The sequence below is a fragment of the Oceanobacillus bengalensis genome, assembly GCF_003628445.1.
In the GTDB taxonomy this organism is placed as follows: domain Bacteria; phylum Bacillota; class Bacilli; order Bacillales; family Amphibacillaceae; genus Oceanobacillus; species Oceanobacillus bengalensis.
Window position 1 is genome coordinate 104,723 of record NZ_RBZO01000003.1, and the last position, 20,225, is coordinate 124,947.

Genomic DNA, 20,225 nt, shown 5'->3' on the forward strand with positions numbered 1-20,225 from the left:
AACCCCTTTAAAGCCTAATCAATGAATCGTTCGCGTCACGCTATATACATCTTTAATCCGCTTAATCCGCTCAACTATTTTTTTCAAGTGTTGTGTATTGTGGATGAGAATTGTAATTTGAATGATTGCCATCTTGTTTCGATCAGACCTACCATTAACATGGGTAATATTCGTTTTCATCTCATTTACCGCCTGTAATACCTCATTTAATAGACCACGACGATCATAAGCTGAAACTTCAAGGTCTACATGATACTGCTTAGCATCAGTTTGCTCATTCTCCCACTCAACATGCAAATAACGTTGCATCGCTTCTTCAGTCTGGACATTCGGACAATCGTCACGATGAACGGAAACACCTCTACCTTTGGTAATGTAGCCGACAATTTCATCCCCTGGAACAGGATTACAACATTTTGCAAGTCTTACAAGTAAATTATCTACACCTTCTACACGAACGCCTGAATCTCTTCGGTTAATCTTCTTATGCTGTACATCTGTTTTTACACTATCAATTGTTTGTGCAAGTTCTTGTTCTTTTTGCCGATGTTCGCGGATTTTATCTGTTAATCTAGTTGCGACTAATGCAGCCGTAATTCCTTGGTAGCCAACTGCAGCAAACATATCTTCTTCACTAATGAAATTAAAACGTTCCAACACACGCTGGATATTTTCCTGTTTCAATGCATCTTTTGAATCAATATGCATCGATCTTATTTCTTTTTCTACCGCTTCTTTCCCTTTTATGATATTTTCTTCTTTCATTTGCTTCTTAAAAAACTGCTTAATTTTACTCTTTGCTTGCGTTGTTTGAGCAATTTTTAACCAGTCTTGAGATGGACCATAAGAATGCTTGGATGTTAAAACCTCAACAATGTCGCCATTCTTCAATTTATAATCAAGGGGAGCCATTTTTCCATTTATTTTTGCGCCAACCGTTTTATTTCCAATTTCGGTATGAACTTTGTATGCAAAATCAAGTGGAATCGATCCAGATGGAAGTTCCATTACATCTCCCTTTGGTGTAAACACATACACCATATCAGAAAACAAATCTACTTTCAGTGATTCGATAAATTCCTCAGCATCATGTGTTTCCGACTGCCAATCTAATATTTCCCTAAACAGCGTTAACTTTTCCTCAAAAGATTTTTTACCGCTAGTTACTTGCTTTCCTTCTTTATATGCCCAATGAGCAGCAATCCCATATTCAGCAATCTCATGCATTTCTTTCGTTCTAATTTGAACTTCTAGTGGATCGCCTTTGGGACCAATTACCGTCGTATGCAACGATTGATATAAATTCTGTTTTGGCATTGCAATGTAGTCTTTAAACCTGCCAGGCATTGGTTTCCAATTGGTATGGATAATACCTAATACAGCATAGCAATCCTTAATACTATTTACGATAATTCGAACAGCAAACAAATCATAAATCTCATTAAATTGCTTATTTTGTTTTGTCATTTTTTGATAAATACTATATAAATGTTTTGGTCTACCAGACATTTCAACAGCAATATTTACGTCGTTTATCTCTTCTGTAAGCTCAGACATAATACTTTGAAGATAGTTTTCTCTTTCTTCTCTTTTCTGCTTCATTAAATGAACAATTCGATAGTATTGTTGTGGATTTAAGTAACGTAATGCAGTATCTTCTAACTCCCATTTTATTGTAGAAATTCCTAGACGATGGGCGAGCGGAGCAAAGATTTCCAATGTTTCCTTTGCTTTAAGTCGTTGCTTTTCAGGTGGCAAATGTTTTAATGTACGCATATTATGCAATCTATCTGCTAATTTTATTAATATCACACGAATATCTTTCGCCATCGCTACAAACATTTTACGGTGATTTTCTGCTTGAAGGACAGCTTTTGACTGATATTTAATTTTCCCTAATTTTGTTACGCCATCAACAAGCATTGCAACTTCGCGGTTAAATGAATCTTCAATTTCCTCTAAGGATATACTCGTATCCTCAACAACATCATGCAAAAAACCACCCGCAATGGTTTCAGCATCCATCTTTAAGTTCACTAATATCCCTGCTACTTGCACAGGATGAATAATGTACGGTTCCCCAGACTTCCTGAATTGTTCTTTGTGCGCATCTTTCGCATATTCAAAAGCCTTCTGAATAAAAGACACATCTTCTTCTGCCAGATACTTATTTGCCTTCTGAACAATATCTTCAATTGTAAAATTTTCATCTTTTGCCATAGAATCACCTTTTAACATAGGTATATTTACTTATATTTGTAAAGAAAAAGTAATCAATTAAATATATTCATTATATGTCGAAATATGGCTTATGTCCATCGATTCTTTTCATTTCGATTAAATTAAATATTTTCCAGTTATGTTCACACATTAGATAAACGAATAGGTCTGACGGGAATTCTCCACATCAGACCTTGCTTTGCATCTAAAATTAATAACGCATTAATGTTAATACATCATAGCCATTTAGTTTATCTTTTCCATCTAAATAGGTCAATTCAACTAAAAATGCACAACCTGCTACAACCCCACCAAGCTCTTCAACTAATTTAATCGTTGCGTCGATTGTCCCGCCGGTTGCAAGCAAATCATCCGTTATTAATACACGTTGCCCTGGTTTGATCGCATCTTTGTGAATCGTCAATACATTTTCACCATATTCTAGACCATAATTTACTTTTATTACTTCACGAGGTAGCTTCCCTTCTTTACGAACAGGAGCAAATCCAACTCCTAACGCGTAAGAAACAGGACAACCAATAATAAATCCGCGTGCTTCAGGACCTACAACAATATCTATTTCTTTTTCTTTTGCATATGCTACAATCTCATCCACAGCAGACCTATATGCTACACCATCATTCATTAATGGTGTTATATCTTTAAAACTAATACCTTCTTTAGGGTAATCTTTAACAATTTCAATATATTCATTATAATCCATGTATTACTTCCTCCTTCGGGGTTCTTAAATAGGACATACAACTATTTTCTATCCAATCCTTTAACACTTCGTAATTTGAATAGTACAATGTCTTTTCTACTTCAATCTGGTTTATATAGCGACTATATAGTGTAGAATCACTCAAATCTCTTTTTTCAGGACTAGGATTTAAATAAATTACTCCGTTTTTTATTGTAACAAAACCAAGTTCAAAAAACACATTTGACATAAAGATAATTCTATCTTTACTCCATCCTTTAGACTGCATAAGGTTCTGTAAGTTGCGCTTTAAATCTAGCGTTTTCTGTTTCTTGATAAGCGCATAATACCAAATGAATTCTTCTCTTTGTGGAAATGTTTTTAAATAAGCACTATCTTCGACCGTATAACATACATGGATGTTATACGGATTTGTTTTCTCTATTATCTCTTTTAATTGACTTAAATCCTCTGGTAAATCACGAATATACAAAACTTCTACTTTTGTAAGGGAATGTACGTCCGTTTGATACGATATGGAAGAACAATTTTCTTTATCATATTGCTTTTGCTCATTTTCCAACACAAGAATCGTTTGGTTTTCATATGGCAAAAAATCAACATGTTTTCTCCCTCTTTGATCAAATAATTGCCAAGTATCGATTTGCATGTCTTGTACCATTATTTGGGCTTTTTTCAGACCATTCCATTCATTTATACTTAACTCACCAACCAATTTAATAGGGGTTTTTGGTGAGATATAATGAAATAATTCTCCCATTCCAAAACCTACACCATCAAGTAACGTACTTTCTTTTTTAAATTGTAATTTCAGATGATTTTTAGCACTTCCAATTTGCCGAACCTCTGTTGGAATTTCTTCCACTTGAAAGATTGGTTTCGGATTTTTCATACCAAATGGCGCTAATTTTGCAATATCATTTATCAAATCTATATTAATATCTGTGATAGGGATGTTACTACTGATTTCGATTTCCTGTTTAAAATCTTCTTCAGATAAATCGTGTAGTATTGACTCACTTAGTTTTTGCCTTATAAGATGTAGATTTTCAAGTGGCAATGTCATTCCTGCTGCTTGCGCATGGCCACCGAAGCTTGTGAATAGCTCTCTAATGTTCATACAATTACTAAATAGGTCGAATGCAGGAATACTTCTTGCAGACCCTTTAGCCTGTTTCGTCTCAGGTTTGATTGTTAACACAATGGCTGGTCGATCATATTTTCGAACCAATTTAGATGCAACAATACCTAGTACACCTTCATTCCAACCTTCCTTCGCAACAACAATCACACCTTCTAAATCATCGGGTCCGAGAATCTCTTCAGCTTCTATAACAATTTCATTTACAATCTGTTGTCTTTGACTATTGATTTCTTGAATTTCTTCTGCAATAAGTTCTGCCTCTTGCACACGATCTATCATTAATAATTGAACAGCAAGATCAGCATCTTGTAATCTTCCTACCGCATTTATTCTTGGGCCAATCGAAAATCCAATATCTTCCTCCGTTACATTTCCTTCGATTTTACATACCTTTTTTAAAGCTCTTATCCCAGGATTATTTGAATTCGTTAGCGCATGTAAACCATGATAAACAAGAATTCTATTCTCATCCACAAGTGGAACTAAATCGGCAACTGTACCAATAGCAACAAATTCTAACAAGTGCTTTGGAAAGTATCCAAGTAACCGCTCCGCAAATTTAAATGCAACCCCTACACCAGCTAGCTCTTTAAAAGGATAATCGGGGGAACATTTCGGATGAAGGATTGCATATGCATCTGGTAATGTATGTTGGGCTTCATGATGGTCAGTGATTATTAAATCGATTCCTAATTGTTTAGCAATATCTGCTTCATGTACTGCTGAAATACCAGTGTCAACGGTAATTATTAGGGTAAAACCCCTTTTATATGCTTCTGTAAATGCAGCTTCATTTGGTCCATATCCTTCTGTGAAGCGATTAGGGATATAGTAATCACAATTTGCCCCTAATTCTTGAAGTGTCTTTAACATAACAGTTGTAGAACTAACACCATCCGCATCATAATCACCAAAAATAAGGATTTTTTCATTTTCCTCGATGGCACGGTGGACACGTTCTGTTGCTTCTTCAATTGACGCCATTTTTTGGGGGCTATGTAAATTCCCAACATCAGGTGATAAAAATTGTTGGACTTCTTCTTTCGAATGCAGGTCCCTTTGTAACAACAATTGCTTGATGATCGGTGACAACTTCCTGAATTCATCATGGTCATCTAACCAAGTTACCGCATTACTAGCTTTTTTAGTATACTTCCAATTTGATTTACTTTGTAACATAAATTCACCCCTGACCAAACTATTATACTAGAGTTTAGCTAGGGGAGCAAATAAGGTTTCCATACCAATCATTAAAATTTAATTCGTATTTTCTGTTTGATTTTTGTCCGTTTCTATTTCTTCAAGATTCAATCCATGTTCTTCTAGTTTATTGTTCAACTCTATATTCTCTGATTTTAATTTCTTTATTTCTCTTTTCAATTGATACATCTTTACAGCACCAACTGCAGCAGTAATAATTCCACCCATTAATACAGAAAACAGAATAACGAGAATAAGTGGTGATTCACCTGACCAGAATAAATAATCCACTTCTACAGGTGCTACATTCATAATCGCAAATACCGCAACAATAATAACAAAAACAATAGCCAAAATTACATATGTTTGACCTTTCACTTTATTCCTCTCCTTAAAACACCAGATATGTTTAAAATACCCATACTAACGAAAAAAATTAACCCCTGTTACGAAAATTGTAACAGGGGTTATATTATATTATACTTGCGGTCCTTCAACTCGTTTTTTCTTTGTAAAATCAAGTGGTTTCCTATTAACTGACTTTCCTCTCCATACAACCCATATGCTCGCTGCTAAAAATAGCGAAGAGTAAGTACCAGCAATTAAACCAATAGCTAAAGCAAATGCAAAACTAGTAATAGAAGATGCACCTAAGATTAAAAATGCAAAGACAGCAATCAATGTTGTAATTGATGTATTCATGCTTCTTGTAAAGGACTGGGCAAAACTTTTATTCACAATAGCCGCGAGTTCTTTAAAAGATTTCACACGCTTCTTCAGACGGATGTTTTCCCTAATTCTATCAAATATTACAATCGTATTATTGATGGAGTACCCTACGATGGTAAGCAACGCTGAAATAATTGTAATATCAAACTCAATTTGCATAATGCTAAATACGACTAGCATAATAAATACATCATGCAACAAGGCGATTAACGCTGTCAACGCAAAGAAAAACTCAAATCGAATCGTTACGTAGATAATCATGAAAACAGAAGCAATCGCAACAGCATAGATGGCATTTTTCACTAGTTCTTCCCCAACGATTGGCGAAACAACACTGACAGTTGGATCTTGTCCATATTCTGCCCTAAAATGACTTTGAACCTCAGCAACCTGATCGTCTGAAAGTACAGTATCGAACCTGGATACAGCCACTTCATTATTATCTCCAGAAAGAACAAGGGATGTTGGATTTAATTCCAATGTATTGAAACCTGCTTCCACCTCTTCTTCCGTTAAACTAGTATCAGAAACGACCTCTATTCTTGTTCCACTCGTAAAGTCGATCCCAGGATTAATTTGGAATACCAAGAAAGAAACGATTCCCAAGATAACAATGGCTGAAGTAGTAACAAAGTATTTCTTCCTATTTTCTACAACTTTCACTTCTCGTTTAAATACTTTAGGCGTTTCCTCCGTATTATCGGAAATATCTCTAATATCTTTTTCCTTCACACCAAACCAAGTCTTACGTTTCGTTAATACACCACTTTGAACCCATAGTCCAAGTAAAAGTCTCGTACCATATACAGCAGTTATAAAACTAACTAAAATACTGATAATTAACATGGTAGCAAAGCCCTTTACAGAACTTGTACCAAAAACGAATAAAACACCTGCAGCAATTAATGTTGTAATATTTGCATCAAATATCGTTGAAAGGGAGTTTTTCGTCCCTGCTTTAAATGCCGCTTTTACAGATTTACCAGTTCGTAATTCTTCTTTTATTCGTTCAAATGTAATGACATTTGCATCGACTGCCATCCCAACACCAAGGATTAGTGCCGCAATACCTGATAATGTTAATACACCATTCATTAATTCGAATACTAAAATAACCAAGTATGTGTAGATTATTAAGTTGATTGCTGCAATTAAACCACTAAAGCGGTAAAAAGCTATCATATATAATAGAATAATTCCAACACCGATAAGTCCAGCAATGACTGTTTCATTTAATGCCTGCTGACCAAATTGAGCACCAACTGAATTTGAATAAATTTCTGTCATATGTACTGGTAGTGAACCAGAATTAATGATGTCAGCTAGTTGTTGTGCTGATTCAACGGTGAAATTTCCACTTATCATAACATCAGATGTGTTTAACGTTTCACTCACAGCTGGTGCAGATATATATTTTGGATTTTCTTTTGTAAACTCTTCAGAAAAGGAATCTCCTTCCATGAAATCCATCCAAATGACTAATAAATTATCGGAATAGATTGTTTCAGGATCATTCATATTCTTGATCCTGCTCGTTACATCACCAAATTTAGCTGCATCATTCAATTGTAACGATACAATTGGTTGATTGGTGTTTGGATCGAAATCTTGTGAAGCACTGCCTTCTTTAAGGTCTGTTCCACTTAATAGCTCATTATCATTGACATCACGGAAGGAAAGCTGTGCAGATGTCCCAATTAACTCTCTAGCTTCAGCTTGGTCCTCCACTCCAGCAAGCTGAACCCGTATTCTATTCTCACCTTCAATATTAATTACAGCTTCACTAATACCAAGCCGGTTCACACGATCGTTTAATGTTTGAACAGTGCCTTCCATTAAACTTCTCGTGACTTCCTGTGATTCGTCCACAGGTTCTACTTCATATAAAATCTCGAATCCACCTTGAAGATCCAAACCCAAATTAATGTCCTTCGTAATTCCTGTTGTCGTTGTACCGATTGTTAGTGCGAATAGTATTACGACAAGGAAAAAGGCAACAATTCTGCCTCTCTTTTTCATATGGAAATTTCCTCCTTTAATCTTACCCGAACGCTCAAAATTATTTCTTCACCTAGTGTGTAATATTCAAAGCTGTCATTTAACCAACATTCATTATGTAAAAATACTACTTCTCTACTTCTTTTTGACCTGTTAACGCTACAATAGAAGCCATTAAATCATTATCCTGATAAGATTGGGTCGTTAAATAACTAAGATAAATACTTGATCCAAGACGGAAGATATCCTGAACAATTTCATGAATCCGTCTTTCAGGGTTCCCTTTCCACACTTTCTCTACAAGACATTTCCAAATATCCTCAGCATTTGCTTGGGAATAACCAAGCGCCTTGAATTCAATTGATTTGCTTTCTAATACCGATTGTACCATTGGTTTCCAATCATTAACAGTTTGTACAATTTCCATATTTCCCCTCCTATTCTCGGAGTTTTATAGTTCTTGTCATGCTTGGCCACATGATTAGCATATATATCATTGTATATGATTTTTTATTTTTTGAGAAGGCAGGTCGACATAAATGGCCAAACAAACATTTATAAAGGGTGCACTCATTCTTATACTAGCTGGAATGATTACCCGGTTCCTCGGATTTATTAATCGAATTGTTGTAGCAAGACTGATGGGTGAAGAAGGTGTAGGGCTATATATGATGGCACTCCCAACTCTTTTTCTTGCGATGACCTTAACCCAACTTGGACTACCTATCGCCATCTCTAAACGTGTAGCAGAAGCAGATGCAATTGGAGACCAAGCAAAGGTGAAAAAAATACTCATTGTATCATTAGTTATAACTTCCATAACGAGTATCATATTTACCGTTCTTATGATCCTTGGCGCACCATTTATTGCGAGTACTCTACTTACTGACGAACGCACACTTTTACCATTGATAGCAATAAGCCCTATTGTACCAATTACCGCAATTTCAGCTGTATTACGAGGTTATTTTCAAGGGAAACAAAACATGAAGCCACAAAGTATTGCCCAAGTTATCGAACAAGTTGTACGGATCACCTGTGTTGCCTTGTTTATTAACTTGTTACTACCGTTTGGGGTAGAATATGCAGCAGCAGGTGCGATGTTCAGTGTAATCCTTGGTGAATTCATTTCACTATTATACATGATTCATCACTTTAAACGAAAAAAGAAAATTAAAATCCGGACGAACTTCTTTGCATATTTAGCCTCTAGTAAAGATACATTAAAGCAATTATTATCTATCTCACTACCAAGTACTGGGAGCCGTATGATTGGTTCGATATCAAATTTCTTAGAACCAATCATCGTAGCACAAAGTTTGGCAATTGCTGGATTTACAGCTCAAGCAGCAACAAAGCAATACGGGGAATTAACTGGATATGTCATCCCTCTATTATTTTTACCGACATTTATCACCCATTCACTAGCAATCGCTTTGGTACCATCTATTTCAGAAGCAGAAGCAAAAAACAACCAAAAGCTCATCCATTACCGAATCCATCAATCGATTCGAATTTCGTTTGCGTCTGGTGCGGTTTCTACTGTTGTGATTTCATTATTTGCAGTGCAGATCCTAACGTATATGTACGGAACAGCAAACGCTAGTCAATTCATTGTCTTAATGGCACCATTCTATCTACTGCTATATATTCAATCCCCACTTCAGGCTGCATTGCAAGCACTCGATTTAGCAAGAGCCGCAATGTGGAATAGTCTTATTGGTGCAGTAGTAAAATTTGTTGTTCTTTTTCTACTTGCGTCAAATCCAGATTTCGGAATTATGGGTGTAGCTATAGGGATGAGTGTCAGTGTCGTCTTGATCACACTATTACATTTGATCACACTACAAAAAGCAATTCAATATACGATTCCATTTATAGATATAAGTAAAATGATTATTCTGATTCTATTAACCTTTGGAGTTGGGAGTTTCTTTAAAAACATCTATACAGGGATGGAGCAAAACCTATTTATTTTCTTATTCATACTTATTCTAATCTGTGCTGTTTATATTATTTTTCTATTTGGTCTACGATTTATTACGAAAGATGAATTGAAGCAAATACCAATTATTCAAAAATGGTTGAGATAGGATTTTGCACATAAAGATTGTACAAATATTTTCTTCTATTTTTGAAAGAACATGAATAAAGTTATAGTAAGAGCTTGTTTAATAAGAGGGGGAATATGATGCGTAGGCAGTTGTTTCATGCTCTATTATTTGGTTGGATTATTGTATTAAGCCTAATACTTATTTCAAGTGTAATCATCGCTTTTTTATTACGGGTGACTACACTAGATGAAAACCTGTTATCGTGGATTGCATTAGTCATTGGTATTTTATCATTATTTATCGGTGGCCTCATATCAGGATTGAAAGGGAAAACAAAAGGTTGGATTATAGGAGGAATAACAGGTATTGGATTTACCCTTTTCACATTTCTTGTCCAGTATCTTGGGTATCAGCAAGGATTTTCTTTAGAACAATCCCTTCATCATTTAGGCTATATGTTTGCAGCACTCATAGGTGGTGTAGTAGGCGTTAATATTGTTGGGGATGCAAAAGAGTAATCTATTTAAAAAAGAAGTTAATCAACTCAGATTAACTTCTTTTACTGGTTTTCTATGTAATTTTTAAGCTACATATAACCTCAAGTTTGATAAAAGATTAACGTTGCTTCACTTCACGTATCGCAGAACGATCATACGTAAGCTTTGTACCATTTTCAGTAATTAGAACAATCGTACCTTCATCTAGCGCATGAATCGTAGCATGAAAGCCGCCAATCGTTACTACTTCATCACCTTTTTGTAGGTTGGTTTGCATTTCTTGAACTTTCTTCTGTCGTTTCTGTTGTGGACGAATCAATAGAAAATAGAAGATAACAAACATTAATATAATTGGTGCCAATGAAACTAACATTTCCATTCTTTATTCCTCCCTTCTCTTAAAATATACTTTAAAAGTTCTTTGCATTCGGCTTATTTAAACCGTATTGTTCAAAGAATTCCTCTCTAAAGTCCCCAAGTCGATCTTCACTAATGGCAGTTCGTACTTGCTCCATTAATTTTAACAGAAAATGTAGATTATGATAAGTAGTAAGTCTGAAACCAAACGTTTCATTACATTTTATCAGATGTCTAATGTATGCTCTTGTATAATTCCTACAAACATGACAGTCACAATTTTCATCAATTGGACTAAAATCACGCGCATATTTCGCATTTCTAACAACAAGTCGGCCATTTGAAGTCATACATGTTCCATTTCGAGCAATTCTTGTCGGTAACACACAGTCAAACATATCTATACCACGAATTGCTCCATCAATCAAGGAATCTGGTGAACCTACTCCCATTAAATAACGAGGCTTGTTAGCTGGCAACCATGGTGTTGTAAAGTCAAGTACTCGGTTCATCACATCTTTCGGTTCACCAACTGAAAGCCCACCAACAGCGTACCCAGGAAAATCGAGTGAAACTAAATCCCTTGCACTTTGTTTTCTTAAATCTTCAAATTCTCCACCTTGTACAATGCCAAATAAACCTTGATCGTTTTTACGTTCATGTGCAGTCAGACATCTTTCTGCCCAGCGTGACGTTCTTTCTACGGAGTTCTTCATGTATTCATGTGTAGCAGGGTATGGTGGACACTCATCGAAAGCCATCATAATATCCGAACCTAATGCATTCTGAATTTGCATCGCTTTTTCAGGAGATAAGAAAAGTTTATCACCATTTAAATGATTACGAAAATGAACGCCTTCTTCTTTTATTTCCCTCATGTCACTTAGACTAAACACTTGGAAACCACCTGAATCAGTTAAAATTGCTCCGTCCCAATTCATAAACTTGTGAAGTCCACCTGCTTCACGAATAATTTCTTCTCCAGGTCTTAGCCATAAGTGGTAAGTATTGGAAAGGATAATTTTCGCACCCATATTTTCCAATTCTTCTGGACTCATTGTTTTTACCGTTGCAAGTGTCCCAACTGGCATAAATGTTGGTGTATCAAAGGAACCGTGAGGTGTATGAACCCTACCAAGCCTTGCACCTGTTTGTTTATCGGTTTTAATTAATTCGTACGTAATTGCTGTCATATCATTCGTCCTCTTCTAAAGAATTAACATCGCATCGCCAAAGCTGAAGAAACGATAGCGTTCCTTCACCGCTTCATTATATGCTTTTAATATCGTATCACGGTCAACTAAAGAGCTAACTAGCATAATAAGTGTAGACTTGGGTAAATGGAAATTCGTAATTAAACCATCAATTGCTTTAAACGTATATGGAGGATAGATAAAGATATCGGTCCACCCACTAGTCTCTACAAATTTACCGTCATAATCTCTTGCAATCGTTTCAAGTGTTCTCGTTGAAGTTGTCCCAACAGAGATAATTCGACCACCTGATTTTTTTATCTTGTTAAGCGTTTCTGCTGTCTCTTTACTCATATGATAAAACTCTGAATGCATTTTATGCGCTTCAATTGTTTCTACACTTACTGGTCGGAAAGTTCCTAGTCCAACATGCAACGTGATAAATGCGATTGTGACACCCATTTCCTGTATCTCTTCTAGTAATTCGTTTGTAAAATGGAGTCCAGCAGTAGGCGCTGCAGCAGAACCTTCTTCTTTTGCATAAACCGTCTGATACCGGTCTTTTTCTGATAATTGTTCTTTAATGTATGGTGGGAGCGGCATTTCGCCTAATTGGTCTAGAACTTCATAGAAAATTCCATCATAGGAAAACTCAAGCACACGTCCACCATGCTCTTTATAATCCTTACAAGTAGCCTTTAACAATCCATCACCAAAGACTAGCTCTGTACCAACCTTTACTTTTTTAGCTGGTTTCGTTAGTACTTCCCATGTATCCTTTTCTTCTTGATGAAGTAATAATACTTCAATCTTGGCTCCTGTGTCCTTCTTTACACCGTACAATCTTGCTGGAAGGACCTTCGTATCATTAAGAACGAGGCAATCTCCTTCTTTCAAATGATTCTTAATATCTGAAAAATGTTGATGCTTGATTTCTTTTGTTTCCCGATTTAGTGCCATTAACCGTGAAGAGGCTCGGTCCTTCAATGGTGTCTGTGCAATAAGCTCCTCTGGTAAATGGAAATCAAAATCCTCTATATTCATGATGCTATCTCCTAACTTTTCTCTAAAGCTCTCCTTTAACGTGAACTCGTAAAAATAGACAAAACAATTGTTAAAATGACGCTAACAACAATGGAGGTGACAATTGGAAAATGAAAAGAAAAATTTCCTACTTGAAAACGAATATCTCCAGGTAATTTCCCTATAAAATTCCAAATGATGCCTATAACAAGGAAAATAATACCTATTACAATAAAAAGTTTTCCCAAGTTCATGCTTACTCATGCCACCTCAGACCAAAATGTTGATATGCTTTCGCAGTAACTATTCTTCCTCTTGGTGTCCGCTGAATAAAACCAATTTGCAATAAATAAGGTTCATAAACGTCTTCAATCGTTTGTGATTCTTCACCAATGGTTGCAGCAATTGTGTCTAACCCAACTGGCCCCCCATTGAAACTTTCAATCATCCCTTTTAAGAACTTATGATCCGTATGATCTAGTCCTGCATCATCTACTTGTAACATTTCGAGTGCAGTGTTAGTCGAAGCTAGACTTATTGCTACTTCCCCATTTACTTGAGAGATATCACGTATCCTTTTGAGTAATCTATTAGCAATTCTTGGTGTACCCCTTGATCTTCTAGCAACCTCTAACGCAGCTTCCTTTGTTATCGACGTATTAAAAATCTCTGCAGTTCTTTCGACAATGGAGCATAAGTCTTTCGTTTCGTAAAACTCTAATCTACTTAACACACCAAACCGGTCACGGAGTGGTGCGGATAATAGTCCAGCTCTTGTTGTTGCACCAACTAATGTAAATGGTGGAAGATCAATACGAACAGATCTTGCACTAGGGCCTGTCCCAATAACAATATCTAGGAAGAAATCTTCCATTGCCGGATATAATACTTCTTCCACTGTTCGTGGTAGCCGGTGTACCTCATCAATAAATAAGACATCGCCTGGTTCAAGAGATGATAAAATAGCAGCAAGATCACCGGCACGCTCAATAGCAGGACCTGACGTTGAACGAAATTGAACGCCCATTTCATTAGCAATGATAGCTGCCAATGTCGTTTTACCCAATCCAGGTGGGCCATATAATAAGACATGGTCAAGTGGCTCTTCACGCATTTTTGCAGCTTGAATAAAAACCTTTAAATTTTCCTTCGCTTTGTCTTGCCCAATATACTGGTTTAATGTTGTCGGGCGAAGACTTTGTTCAATCGTTTGATCCTCATCTTGTAATTCTCCTGTTACCATCCGTTCATCCACCTGAATCACCCCCTTCTTAATTTCAACTGTTTTCTATTAGAAATTTATTTAACTACTCAAAGGTTACTACGTAGTTGATATAAAATGCGCAGTAACTTGAGAAAAAGTATGTCCTACCGTTCCGGCAATACACTTCGCTTTCCGTGGGCGGCTGGTGAGCCTCCTTCGTGCTAACGCACTACGTAGTCTCACCTAGGCCTATCCTCCCACAGGAGTCTACGTGTATTGCCTCCACTAGGATTGTGCTATTCAACTTACTAATAATATTATTGCTAGTATGTGGTTGATTGGAGCGGAGGGCAGCCAGTCGACTCCTGCGGGAAAAGCACGTGTCTGAAGACTCCAGAAGAAGCGCTCTTTGCTTCTTTGGAGGCTGAGGCCGTGCCCTAAGGTGCGCGTACTGGCAGCCCGGAGCGGAAATCAACAAAGCACTTATTGCGCATTTTATATCTTTCACGTCACAACTTATATTAATTGCCATATAAAACAAAATTTGTGCAAAAATCCTATTTTTTCATAAGCAAGGCTAGTGCTTTTCGAATTAGTTCATCAACATTTTTATTATTTTCTTTTTGTAGTTCTGGTAAAATGGCTTTAATTTCTCTATCCACATACCCTAATGATTTTAACGCTTCTTGCACTTCATTTAATGCTTTTTCATCCATTAGACGATCACTAAAGAGATTATCTTCTGGATTAGCTACAGTAAATTTCTGTATCAATTTACCTTTCAAATCTAAAATAATCTGTCTTGCTGTCTTTTTTCCTACGCCAGGAAAACTTGTTAGAAACTTATCGTCTTCTCTCTCAATAGCAGAAACAAATCCTTCCATGTCTACTGAACCTAAAATAGCAAGTGCACCTTTTGGGCCAATCCCAGATACCGAGATTAATTTTGTAAATAAATACTTCTGATCCTCATTTTTAAAACCATAAAGTGTTTGCGTATCTTCCCTAACATAATGGTATGTATGAATTAAAATTTCTTCATCTAAAGATGCTTGAAATGCAAATGGATTGGGACAAACAAGTTCATATCCAACACCACCGACATCAACAACTACAGATTCATCTAGAATAGTTGAAAGAATTCCTCTAACATATGCAATCATCTTAAGTCCCCTCTCCTCATTCTAACATAATACCTTATAACGAATAAACTTCTATTCCTTTTGTAGAAATAGAAGTTTGTCCATTCGTTCATTTTATTCATTCGATTCTTCTAAATTATGATGAATATCTTGTGTATCTTCATTATCTTCAAGTGTTTCTATTAGTGTATGCATTTTTTCTTCGTCTTCTTCAGATACGCTATTATAATTTTGCGGAAAGAGTGTTACTTCACTTTCCTCTATTTCATACCCTTTGTCAGTTAAGTAATTGACTACATCCTGGAAATTCTCTGGTGCTGTATAAATTTCATAGGCGCCATCTTCTGTACTAATATCATCGGCACCAGCTTCTAAAGCGTCCATTGTAATCTCATCTTCGTCTATCGCACCGTCTTCGTTTGTAATCAGTATATAGCCCTTGCGATCAAACATAAAGGACACACTACCATTTTCCCCTAAGTTTCCACCGTTTTTCTTGAAGGCATGTCTTACATCTGCCGCTGTGCGGTTTCTATTATCTGTTAACACATTAACGATAACCGCAACGCCTCCTGGACCATATCCTTCATAAGTAATTTCTTCAAAAGTTGCTCCATCAAGGTTACCTGTTGCCTTTTTAATCGCACGGTCTATATTATCATTAGGCATATTATCTGCCTTTGCTTTATCAACTGCTGTCCGAAGCTGCGCATTTGTTGAGATATCGCCACCACCTTGTTTAGCAGCTGTATAAATATTTTTTGCATGGCGCATGAAGATTTTCCCTCTTTTTGCATCTTGCGCGCCTTTTCTCTTTTGTATGTTATGCCATTTAGAGTGACCAGCCATAAGCATACTCCTCTCGGGTAAATTTCCTATCTAACTATACCAAATAAATGGAAGATAGAAAAGGAAAAACCTTTGCAGGATGCAAAGGTCAAGGAAAGCGGACAAAGAGAATTTGTTAGGGAACCCATATTTTATTCAAAAATCTCCTCGATATTGTCACCTATTTCATGTGATTCATTTCTTGCATCATAATCTTTCATCCTGTTCCAGTGTATATCGTCGGTATATACAATGATTTCCTTATCGATATCTGGTACAATTCGACGGATCTTTTCTTTGATTTCTTCCGTATCTGCCTCATTGTAATACTCTCTTAACATCACTGCTACAATGATACGATCATCTGTTGAAGCTACCTGTGCTTGAATAATGTCCTTGTCTTTCCTCAGTTCCTCCGTAATGAATATTGTTTCGTCATTCGTAAACGGGTCTGTATAATCCCCTTCATAATCAGAAGCATTTACTCCTCTTTGCTCACTTTGTGGATAGCCACCCTTTTCTCCGATTGATTCTTCCTGACGATCTAGACTCCCATCCTGTTCCAATGGCGTATCGTAATTAATTGGTTGTGTATTATACTGCTTCGTTTCACTTTCAGCATTATCATTTCCACAAGCGGTCAATATAAAAATTAGACCGACTAATAATAATTTCCTCAAATACATAAATATAACCTCCCTTATGTATAGTTTGCATTGGGGAGGCTGTTTTACTCAGTAAATTTCAGGCAATAAACTACTAGCTACGTTTAAATTGTGGCAACCCGTTGCGCTTATGCGCCGAACGTTTATGCAGGTTTTCAATGATTTCTTTATCTTTTTGCGGAATATCCCCGCCATTTAAGTAAGCATCAATAATCGCGTAGGTTGTTCCCATTTCATCCTCATCTGTTTGATTTTCCCAGAGATCAGCACTTGGAGCCTTTGTAATAACTTCCTCTGGTACTTCTAAGTATTTAGCCATTTCTCTTACTTCTGTTTTTGTAAAATCAACAAGCGGTAGAATATCCACCCCACCATCACCGTATTTGGTAAAGTAGCCAGTATACCATTCTGCTGCATTATCCGTTCCAACAACTAAATAATTATAGTTGGTTGCTAGTGTATATAATGCACTCATTCTTAATCGAGCCCTTAAATTGGCACCTGCAAGCTGTTCACTTGCTTCATGGAATTCACCTTTTGCATTTAATTGGTCTTTAATATGGGCATACATCTTTTGATGCGTTTCGGTAAGGTCTAGTGTTAATGAATCAATGCTACATTTTTCAATTACACTTATTCCATCCTTAAGATGTTCCGGTTTCGTATAAATCGGAAGTAAAACACCCAACGAATGTTCAGGTGCAGCTCTTTTAATAAGGTTGGCAACAACTGCGGAATCAATCCCTCCACTTACACCTACTACAAATCCTTTTGCACCCGACTCCTCTAACTGCTTCCTTAACCAATCGATAATTGCTTCTACATGTTTTTGCATTAGAATACATCCTTTCGTATAAATAACATATCCACAATATTATCATTAATTCTGTGGTTTCTACAATAATTGCAGGATATATTTGGTAATATGAAACTTTTTCAACTATTATACGAAAATAGAGCTAGTACAGAACTAAAACCTTCCACTCTAAAGACGAACGATTATAGGATAAGAAACTTAGATCGTTAGCTTTCTATAGCTGAGGGGTCAGTAGCATTCCATCGTACGAAGAAAAAGCGCTCTTCTTTTTCAAGGAGTCGACTGCCCTCCCCTCCAATCAACAATTATAATGATGCTAACCATGATTTAGTAAAGAGCAAAAAATAGTGAAGTGTGTTTCCGGAACGAGTGCTTCACACAGTATCGAATTAAATACGTCCACTATTTACACAAAATACTTTTGTCCCAATCACATATTTCTTATACAAAAAATAAGAGACGTAAAATGATAACGTCTCTTATTCCCCTTATTCATTCGATGATTTATGATTATCTTCGTTTTTCCTTTGCATAGGATCAAAATTAGGATAGGTTGGTGGCGTAGGGTAAACAGAATCCATATTAAATTGAGGTGGGAATGTTTGCACAGTATTTTGCCCGCTATCAAAGCCCTGTTCCATATTAAAGTCCTGTGCTGTATGATATTGCAAAGGGACTTCCATAAAGCCTTGCCCGACATTTGATGAACCGCCGCACCCACAATCCCCTCCAATTGGTTTAGCAGTCTCAGCAGGCATATATGCTTCAGGCATCACTTGAGGGAATGGTACATATGGATAACACGGATGTACATGGTAACAGCATGGATAATGTGGCATCGGCATTGGCATCGGTTGGAAGATTGGTTGTTGTTGAATTGGCATTTGCGGCATTGGTTGCTGCTCTATTGGCATTTGCAACTGTGGTGTTGGTTGTTGTTTTACTTCTTCTTTTACCTCTTCTTTTACTTCTTCTTTAACGGGTTCCTGATAACTTGGCATTTGTGGGAAATTAAATTGAAAATCTTGATCAAAAATAGGCATTTGCATAATTGGCTGTACCGGCATTTGTGGCTGTGGCTGAACTGGCATCTCCGGTTTAATTACCATTTGTTTTTCTTTATCATCTTCCTTAATAACTGGTAACGGTTTTGGTGACGTATCTTTGTACGGTAGCTTTGTTTCTTTTTTTACTTCCTTTGGTTTCTCTTTAACCATTGCATTCTCTTTTTTAACCGCTTTTGAAGAACTAGGTATTTTAATTTTCATACCTGGCATAATCATATCCGGACTAGCTAAATGGGAGTTAAGTTGTTTTACTTCCTCAAAATCTACTCCATATTTGTTAGCTAATTCCCATAATGTATCTCCTTTTTGTACGATGTGTATTTTCAAAACGAACCATACTCCTTTCATTTTATTATGCTGGGCTAATTACTCTATCAACATATGCAAGTAAAACTTAAAAGTTGACCAGAACATCAAACTTCACAGTAAAGGATCTAAAAACAAAGAAAAGACCGTTAATCCAATTGTAATTAACAGTCTTCGTATTAATTGTACTTCTTATAAATTCATTTGATATACCGGATATGTACCAAGTACCGTTACTTGGCAACCTAGGGCCTCTAATTCAGCTTTCACACCAGGAAATAACACATCATCATACTGCTGTTCAACATCGATAATAAAGAAGTAATTACCTAATCCCGTTTTTGTTGGACGAGATTCTATTTTTGATAAATTCATTTTTCTCCAAGCAAATGCAGATAATATCTGATGCAGCGCACCAGACTTGTCATTTGGCAGTGAAATTAATAATGTTGTCTTTTCGCCTATTGCCTTATGCTTTATCTTTAGGAGTTGCTTGTTCTTCGTTAGAACAACAAATCTTGTGTGATTATTTGGATAATCATGTATGTTCTCTTTTAGAATCCTTAAGTCGTATTCATTTGCTGCAAGGCTATTTCCGATAGCTGCAATTGATAGTCCTTCACTGTTTGAAACCAATTCTGCCGCTTTACCAGTAGATGATGTATAACGTATCTGCGCATTCGGCAATTCCTTATGAATAAATTGATGGCACTGAGCAATTGCATGGCTGTGGGAATGAATTCCCTCAATATCCATTAAGTTACCTGTAAAATCACGACGGATTAATAAATGTTGTTGTATTGGTACAACGATTTCAGCCATAACTGGTAATCTAACTTGATGTACAAGATAGTCAACTGTCAATTGAACAGTACCTTCAATGGCGTTTTCTAGTGGAACTACACCAATATCTATTTCATCACTATCGACCGCATCAATGCATTCTGGTATCGTAGTGAAGCTTACCTTTTTTTCCCCATTAAAGGCCGTATCAACTGCTAATTTCGTAAATGTCCCCTTTGGCCCTAAATACCCTATCGTAGTCAAAAAACTCCCC

The 20,225-nt window shown here is 36.5% G+C and carries 19 protein-coding genes; 2 read left to right on the forward strand and 17 right to left on the reverse strand.

Features of this window, described 5'->3' with window-relative positions:
* Nucleotides 1-18: 18 nt before the first annotated feature.
* The 6 genes from D8M05_RS03225 to D8M05_RS03250 all read right to left on the reverse strand — a co-directional run bounded on the left by D8M05_RS03225 (nt 19) and on the right by D8M05_RS03250 (nt 8,442).
* Nucleotides 19-2,220 carry a RelA/SpoT family protein gene (locus tag D8M05_RS03225; RefSeq protein WP_121128587.1) on the reverse strand — a complete coding sequence of 734 codons (2,202 nt, stop codon included), beginning with the start codon at nt 2,218-2,220 and terminating at the stop codon, nt 19-21.
* A 211-nt stretch (nt 2,221-2,431) separates the two neighbouring features.
* Nucleotides 2,432-2,944 carry an adenine phosphoribosyltransferase gene (locus D8M05_RS03230; RefSeq protein ID WP_121128589.1) on the reverse strand — a complete coding sequence of 171 codons (513 nt, stop codon included), beginning with the start codon at nt 2,942-2,944 and terminating at the stop codon, nt 2,432-2,434.
* Nucleotides 2,934-5,267, reverse strand: coding sequence for a single-stranded-DNA-specific exonuclease RecJ (gene recJ / locus D8M05_RS03235; RefSeq protein ID WP_121128591.1), 2,334 nt, complete (start codon nt 5,265-5,267; stop codon nt 2,934-2,936). Before recJ ends, D8M05_RS03230 begins: the two co-directional genes overlap by 11 nt.
* Nucleotides 5,268-5,345: 78 nt before the next feature.
* Complete coding sequence (locus tag D8M05_RS03240; protein ID WP_121128593.1) at nt 5,346-5,666, reverse strand: LapA family protein; 321 nt, start codon at nt 5,664-5,666, stop codon at nt 5,346-5,348.
* A gap of 99 nt (nt 5,667-5,765) precedes the next feature.
* Nucleotides 5,766-8,036 carry a protein translocase subunit SecDF gene (secDF, locus tag D8M05_RS03245; protein ID WP_121128595.1) on the reverse strand — a complete coding sequence of 757 codons (2,271 nt, stop codon included), beginning with the start codon at nt 8,034-8,036 and terminating at the stop codon, nt 5,766-5,768.
* Between the two features lie 106 nt (nt 8,037-8,142).
* Entirely contained in the window at nt 8,143-8,442 is a 300-nt protein-coding gene (locus D8M05_RS03250; RefSeq protein ID WP_121128597.1) for a post-transcriptional regulator, read from the reverse strand.
* A gap of 112 nt (nt 8,443-8,554) precedes the next feature.
* Here D8M05_RS03250 and spoVB point away from each other — a divergent pair, with 112 nt between their 5' ends.
* Together spoVB and D8M05_RS03260 are read left to right on the forward strand one after the other, a co-directional pair.
* Nucleotides 8,555-10,108 carry a stage V sporulation protein B gene (gene spoVB / locus D8M05_RS03255; RefSeq protein WP_121128599.1) on the forward strand — a complete coding sequence of 518 codons (1,554 nt, stop codon included), beginning with the start codon at nt 8,555-8,557 and terminating at the stop codon, nt 10,106-10,108.
* A 98-nt stretch (nt 10,109-10,206) separates the two neighbouring features.
* The gene (locus tag D8M05_RS03260) at nt 10,207-10,587 is read left to right on the forward strand and encodes a TIGR04086 family membrane protein (RefSeq protein WP_121128601.1); all 381 of its coding nucleotides are present in this window, start codon (nt 10,207-10,209) and stop codon (nt 10,585-10,587) included.
* A 97-nt stretch (nt 10,588-10,684) separates the two neighbouring features.
* On the opposite strand, the gene yajC is transcribed toward D8M05_RS03260, so the two are convergent.
* The 11 genes from yajC to pheA all read right to left on the reverse strand — a co-directional run bounded on the left by yajC (nt 10,685) and on the right by pheA (nt 20,215).
* Complete coding sequence (gene yajC, locus D8M05_RS03265; RefSeq protein ID WP_121128603.1) at nt 10,685-10,945, reverse strand: preprotein translocase subunit YajC; 261 nt, start codon at nt 10,943-10,945, stop codon at nt 10,685-10,687.
* Nucleotides 10,946-10,976: 31 nt separating this feature from the next.
* Complete coding sequence (gene tgt, locus D8M05_RS03270) at nt 10,977-12,116, reverse strand: tRNA guanosine(34) transglycosylase Tgt (RefSeq protein WP_121128604.1); 1,140 nt, start codon at nt 12,114-12,116, stop codon at nt 10,977-10,979.
* Nucleotides 12,117-12,131: 15 nt separating this feature from the next.
* Nucleotides 12,132-13,160 (reverse strand): tRNA preQ1(34) S-adenosylmethionine ribosyltransferase-isomerase QueA, encoded by a 1,029-nt coding sequence (gene queA / locus D8M05_RS03275; protein ID WP_121128607.1) that lies wholly within the window; start codon nt 13,158-13,160, stop codon nt 12,132-12,134.
* Between the two features lie 35 nt (nt 13,161-13,195).
* A complete protein-coding gene (locus tag D8M05_RS03280; protein WP_121128609.1) occupies nt 13,196-13,393 on the reverse strand; it encodes a DUF2905 domain-containing protein in 198 nt (65 codons plus the stop codon).
* Between the two features lie 2 nt (nt 13,394-13,395).
* Nucleotides 13,396-14,394, reverse strand: coding sequence for a Holliday junction branch migration DNA helicase RuvB (ruvB, locus tag D8M05_RS03285; protein WP_121128611.1), 999 nt, complete (start codon nt 14,392-14,394; stop codon nt 13,396-13,398).
* A gap of 506 nt (nt 14,395-14,900) precedes the next feature.
* Nucleotides 14,901-15,506: a Holliday junction branch migration protein RuvA gene (ruvA, locus tag D8M05_RS03290; protein ID WP_121128613.1), complete on the reverse strand. Its 606-nt coding sequence runs from the start codon at nt 15,504-15,506 to the stop codon at nt 14,901-14,903.
* Between the two features lie 93 nt (nt 15,507-15,599).
* Complete coding sequence (locus D8M05_RS03295) at nt 15,600-16,334, reverse strand: YebC/PmpR family DNA-binding transcriptional regulator (protein WP_121128616.1); 735 nt, start codon at nt 16,332-16,334, stop codon at nt 15,600-15,602.
* 131 nt (nt 16,335-16,465) lie between these two features.
* The gene (locus tag D8M05_RS03300; protein ID WP_121128618.1) at nt 16,466-16,999 is read right to left on the reverse strand and encodes a YhcN/YlaJ family sporulation lipoprotein; all 534 of its coding nucleotides are present in this window, start codon (nt 16,997-16,999) and stop codon (nt 16,466-16,468) included.
* Nucleotides 17,000-17,072: 73 nt separating this feature from the next.
* Nucleotides 17,073-17,813, reverse strand: a complete 741-nt coding sequence (gene nadE, locus D8M05_RS03305; protein ID WP_121128620.1) for an NAD(+) synthase — start codon at nt 17,811-17,813, stop codon at nt 17,073-17,075.
* A gap of 470 nt (nt 17,814-18,283) precedes the next feature.
* The gene (gene safA / locus D8M05_RS03310; protein ID WP_245985171.1) at nt 18,284-19,189 is read right to left on the reverse strand and encodes a SafA/ExsA family spore coat assembly protein; all 906 of its coding nucleotides are present in this window, start codon (nt 19,187-19,189) and stop codon (nt 18,284-18,286) included.
* 171 nt (nt 19,190-19,360) lie between these two features.
* On the reverse strand, nt 19,361-20,215 hold the full coding sequence (gene pheA, locus D8M05_RS03315; protein ID WP_121128624.1) for a prephenate dehydratase: 855 nt from the start codon (nt 20,213-20,215) through the stop codon (nt 19,361-19,363).
* Nucleotides 20,216-20,225 lie beyond the last annotated feature (10 nt).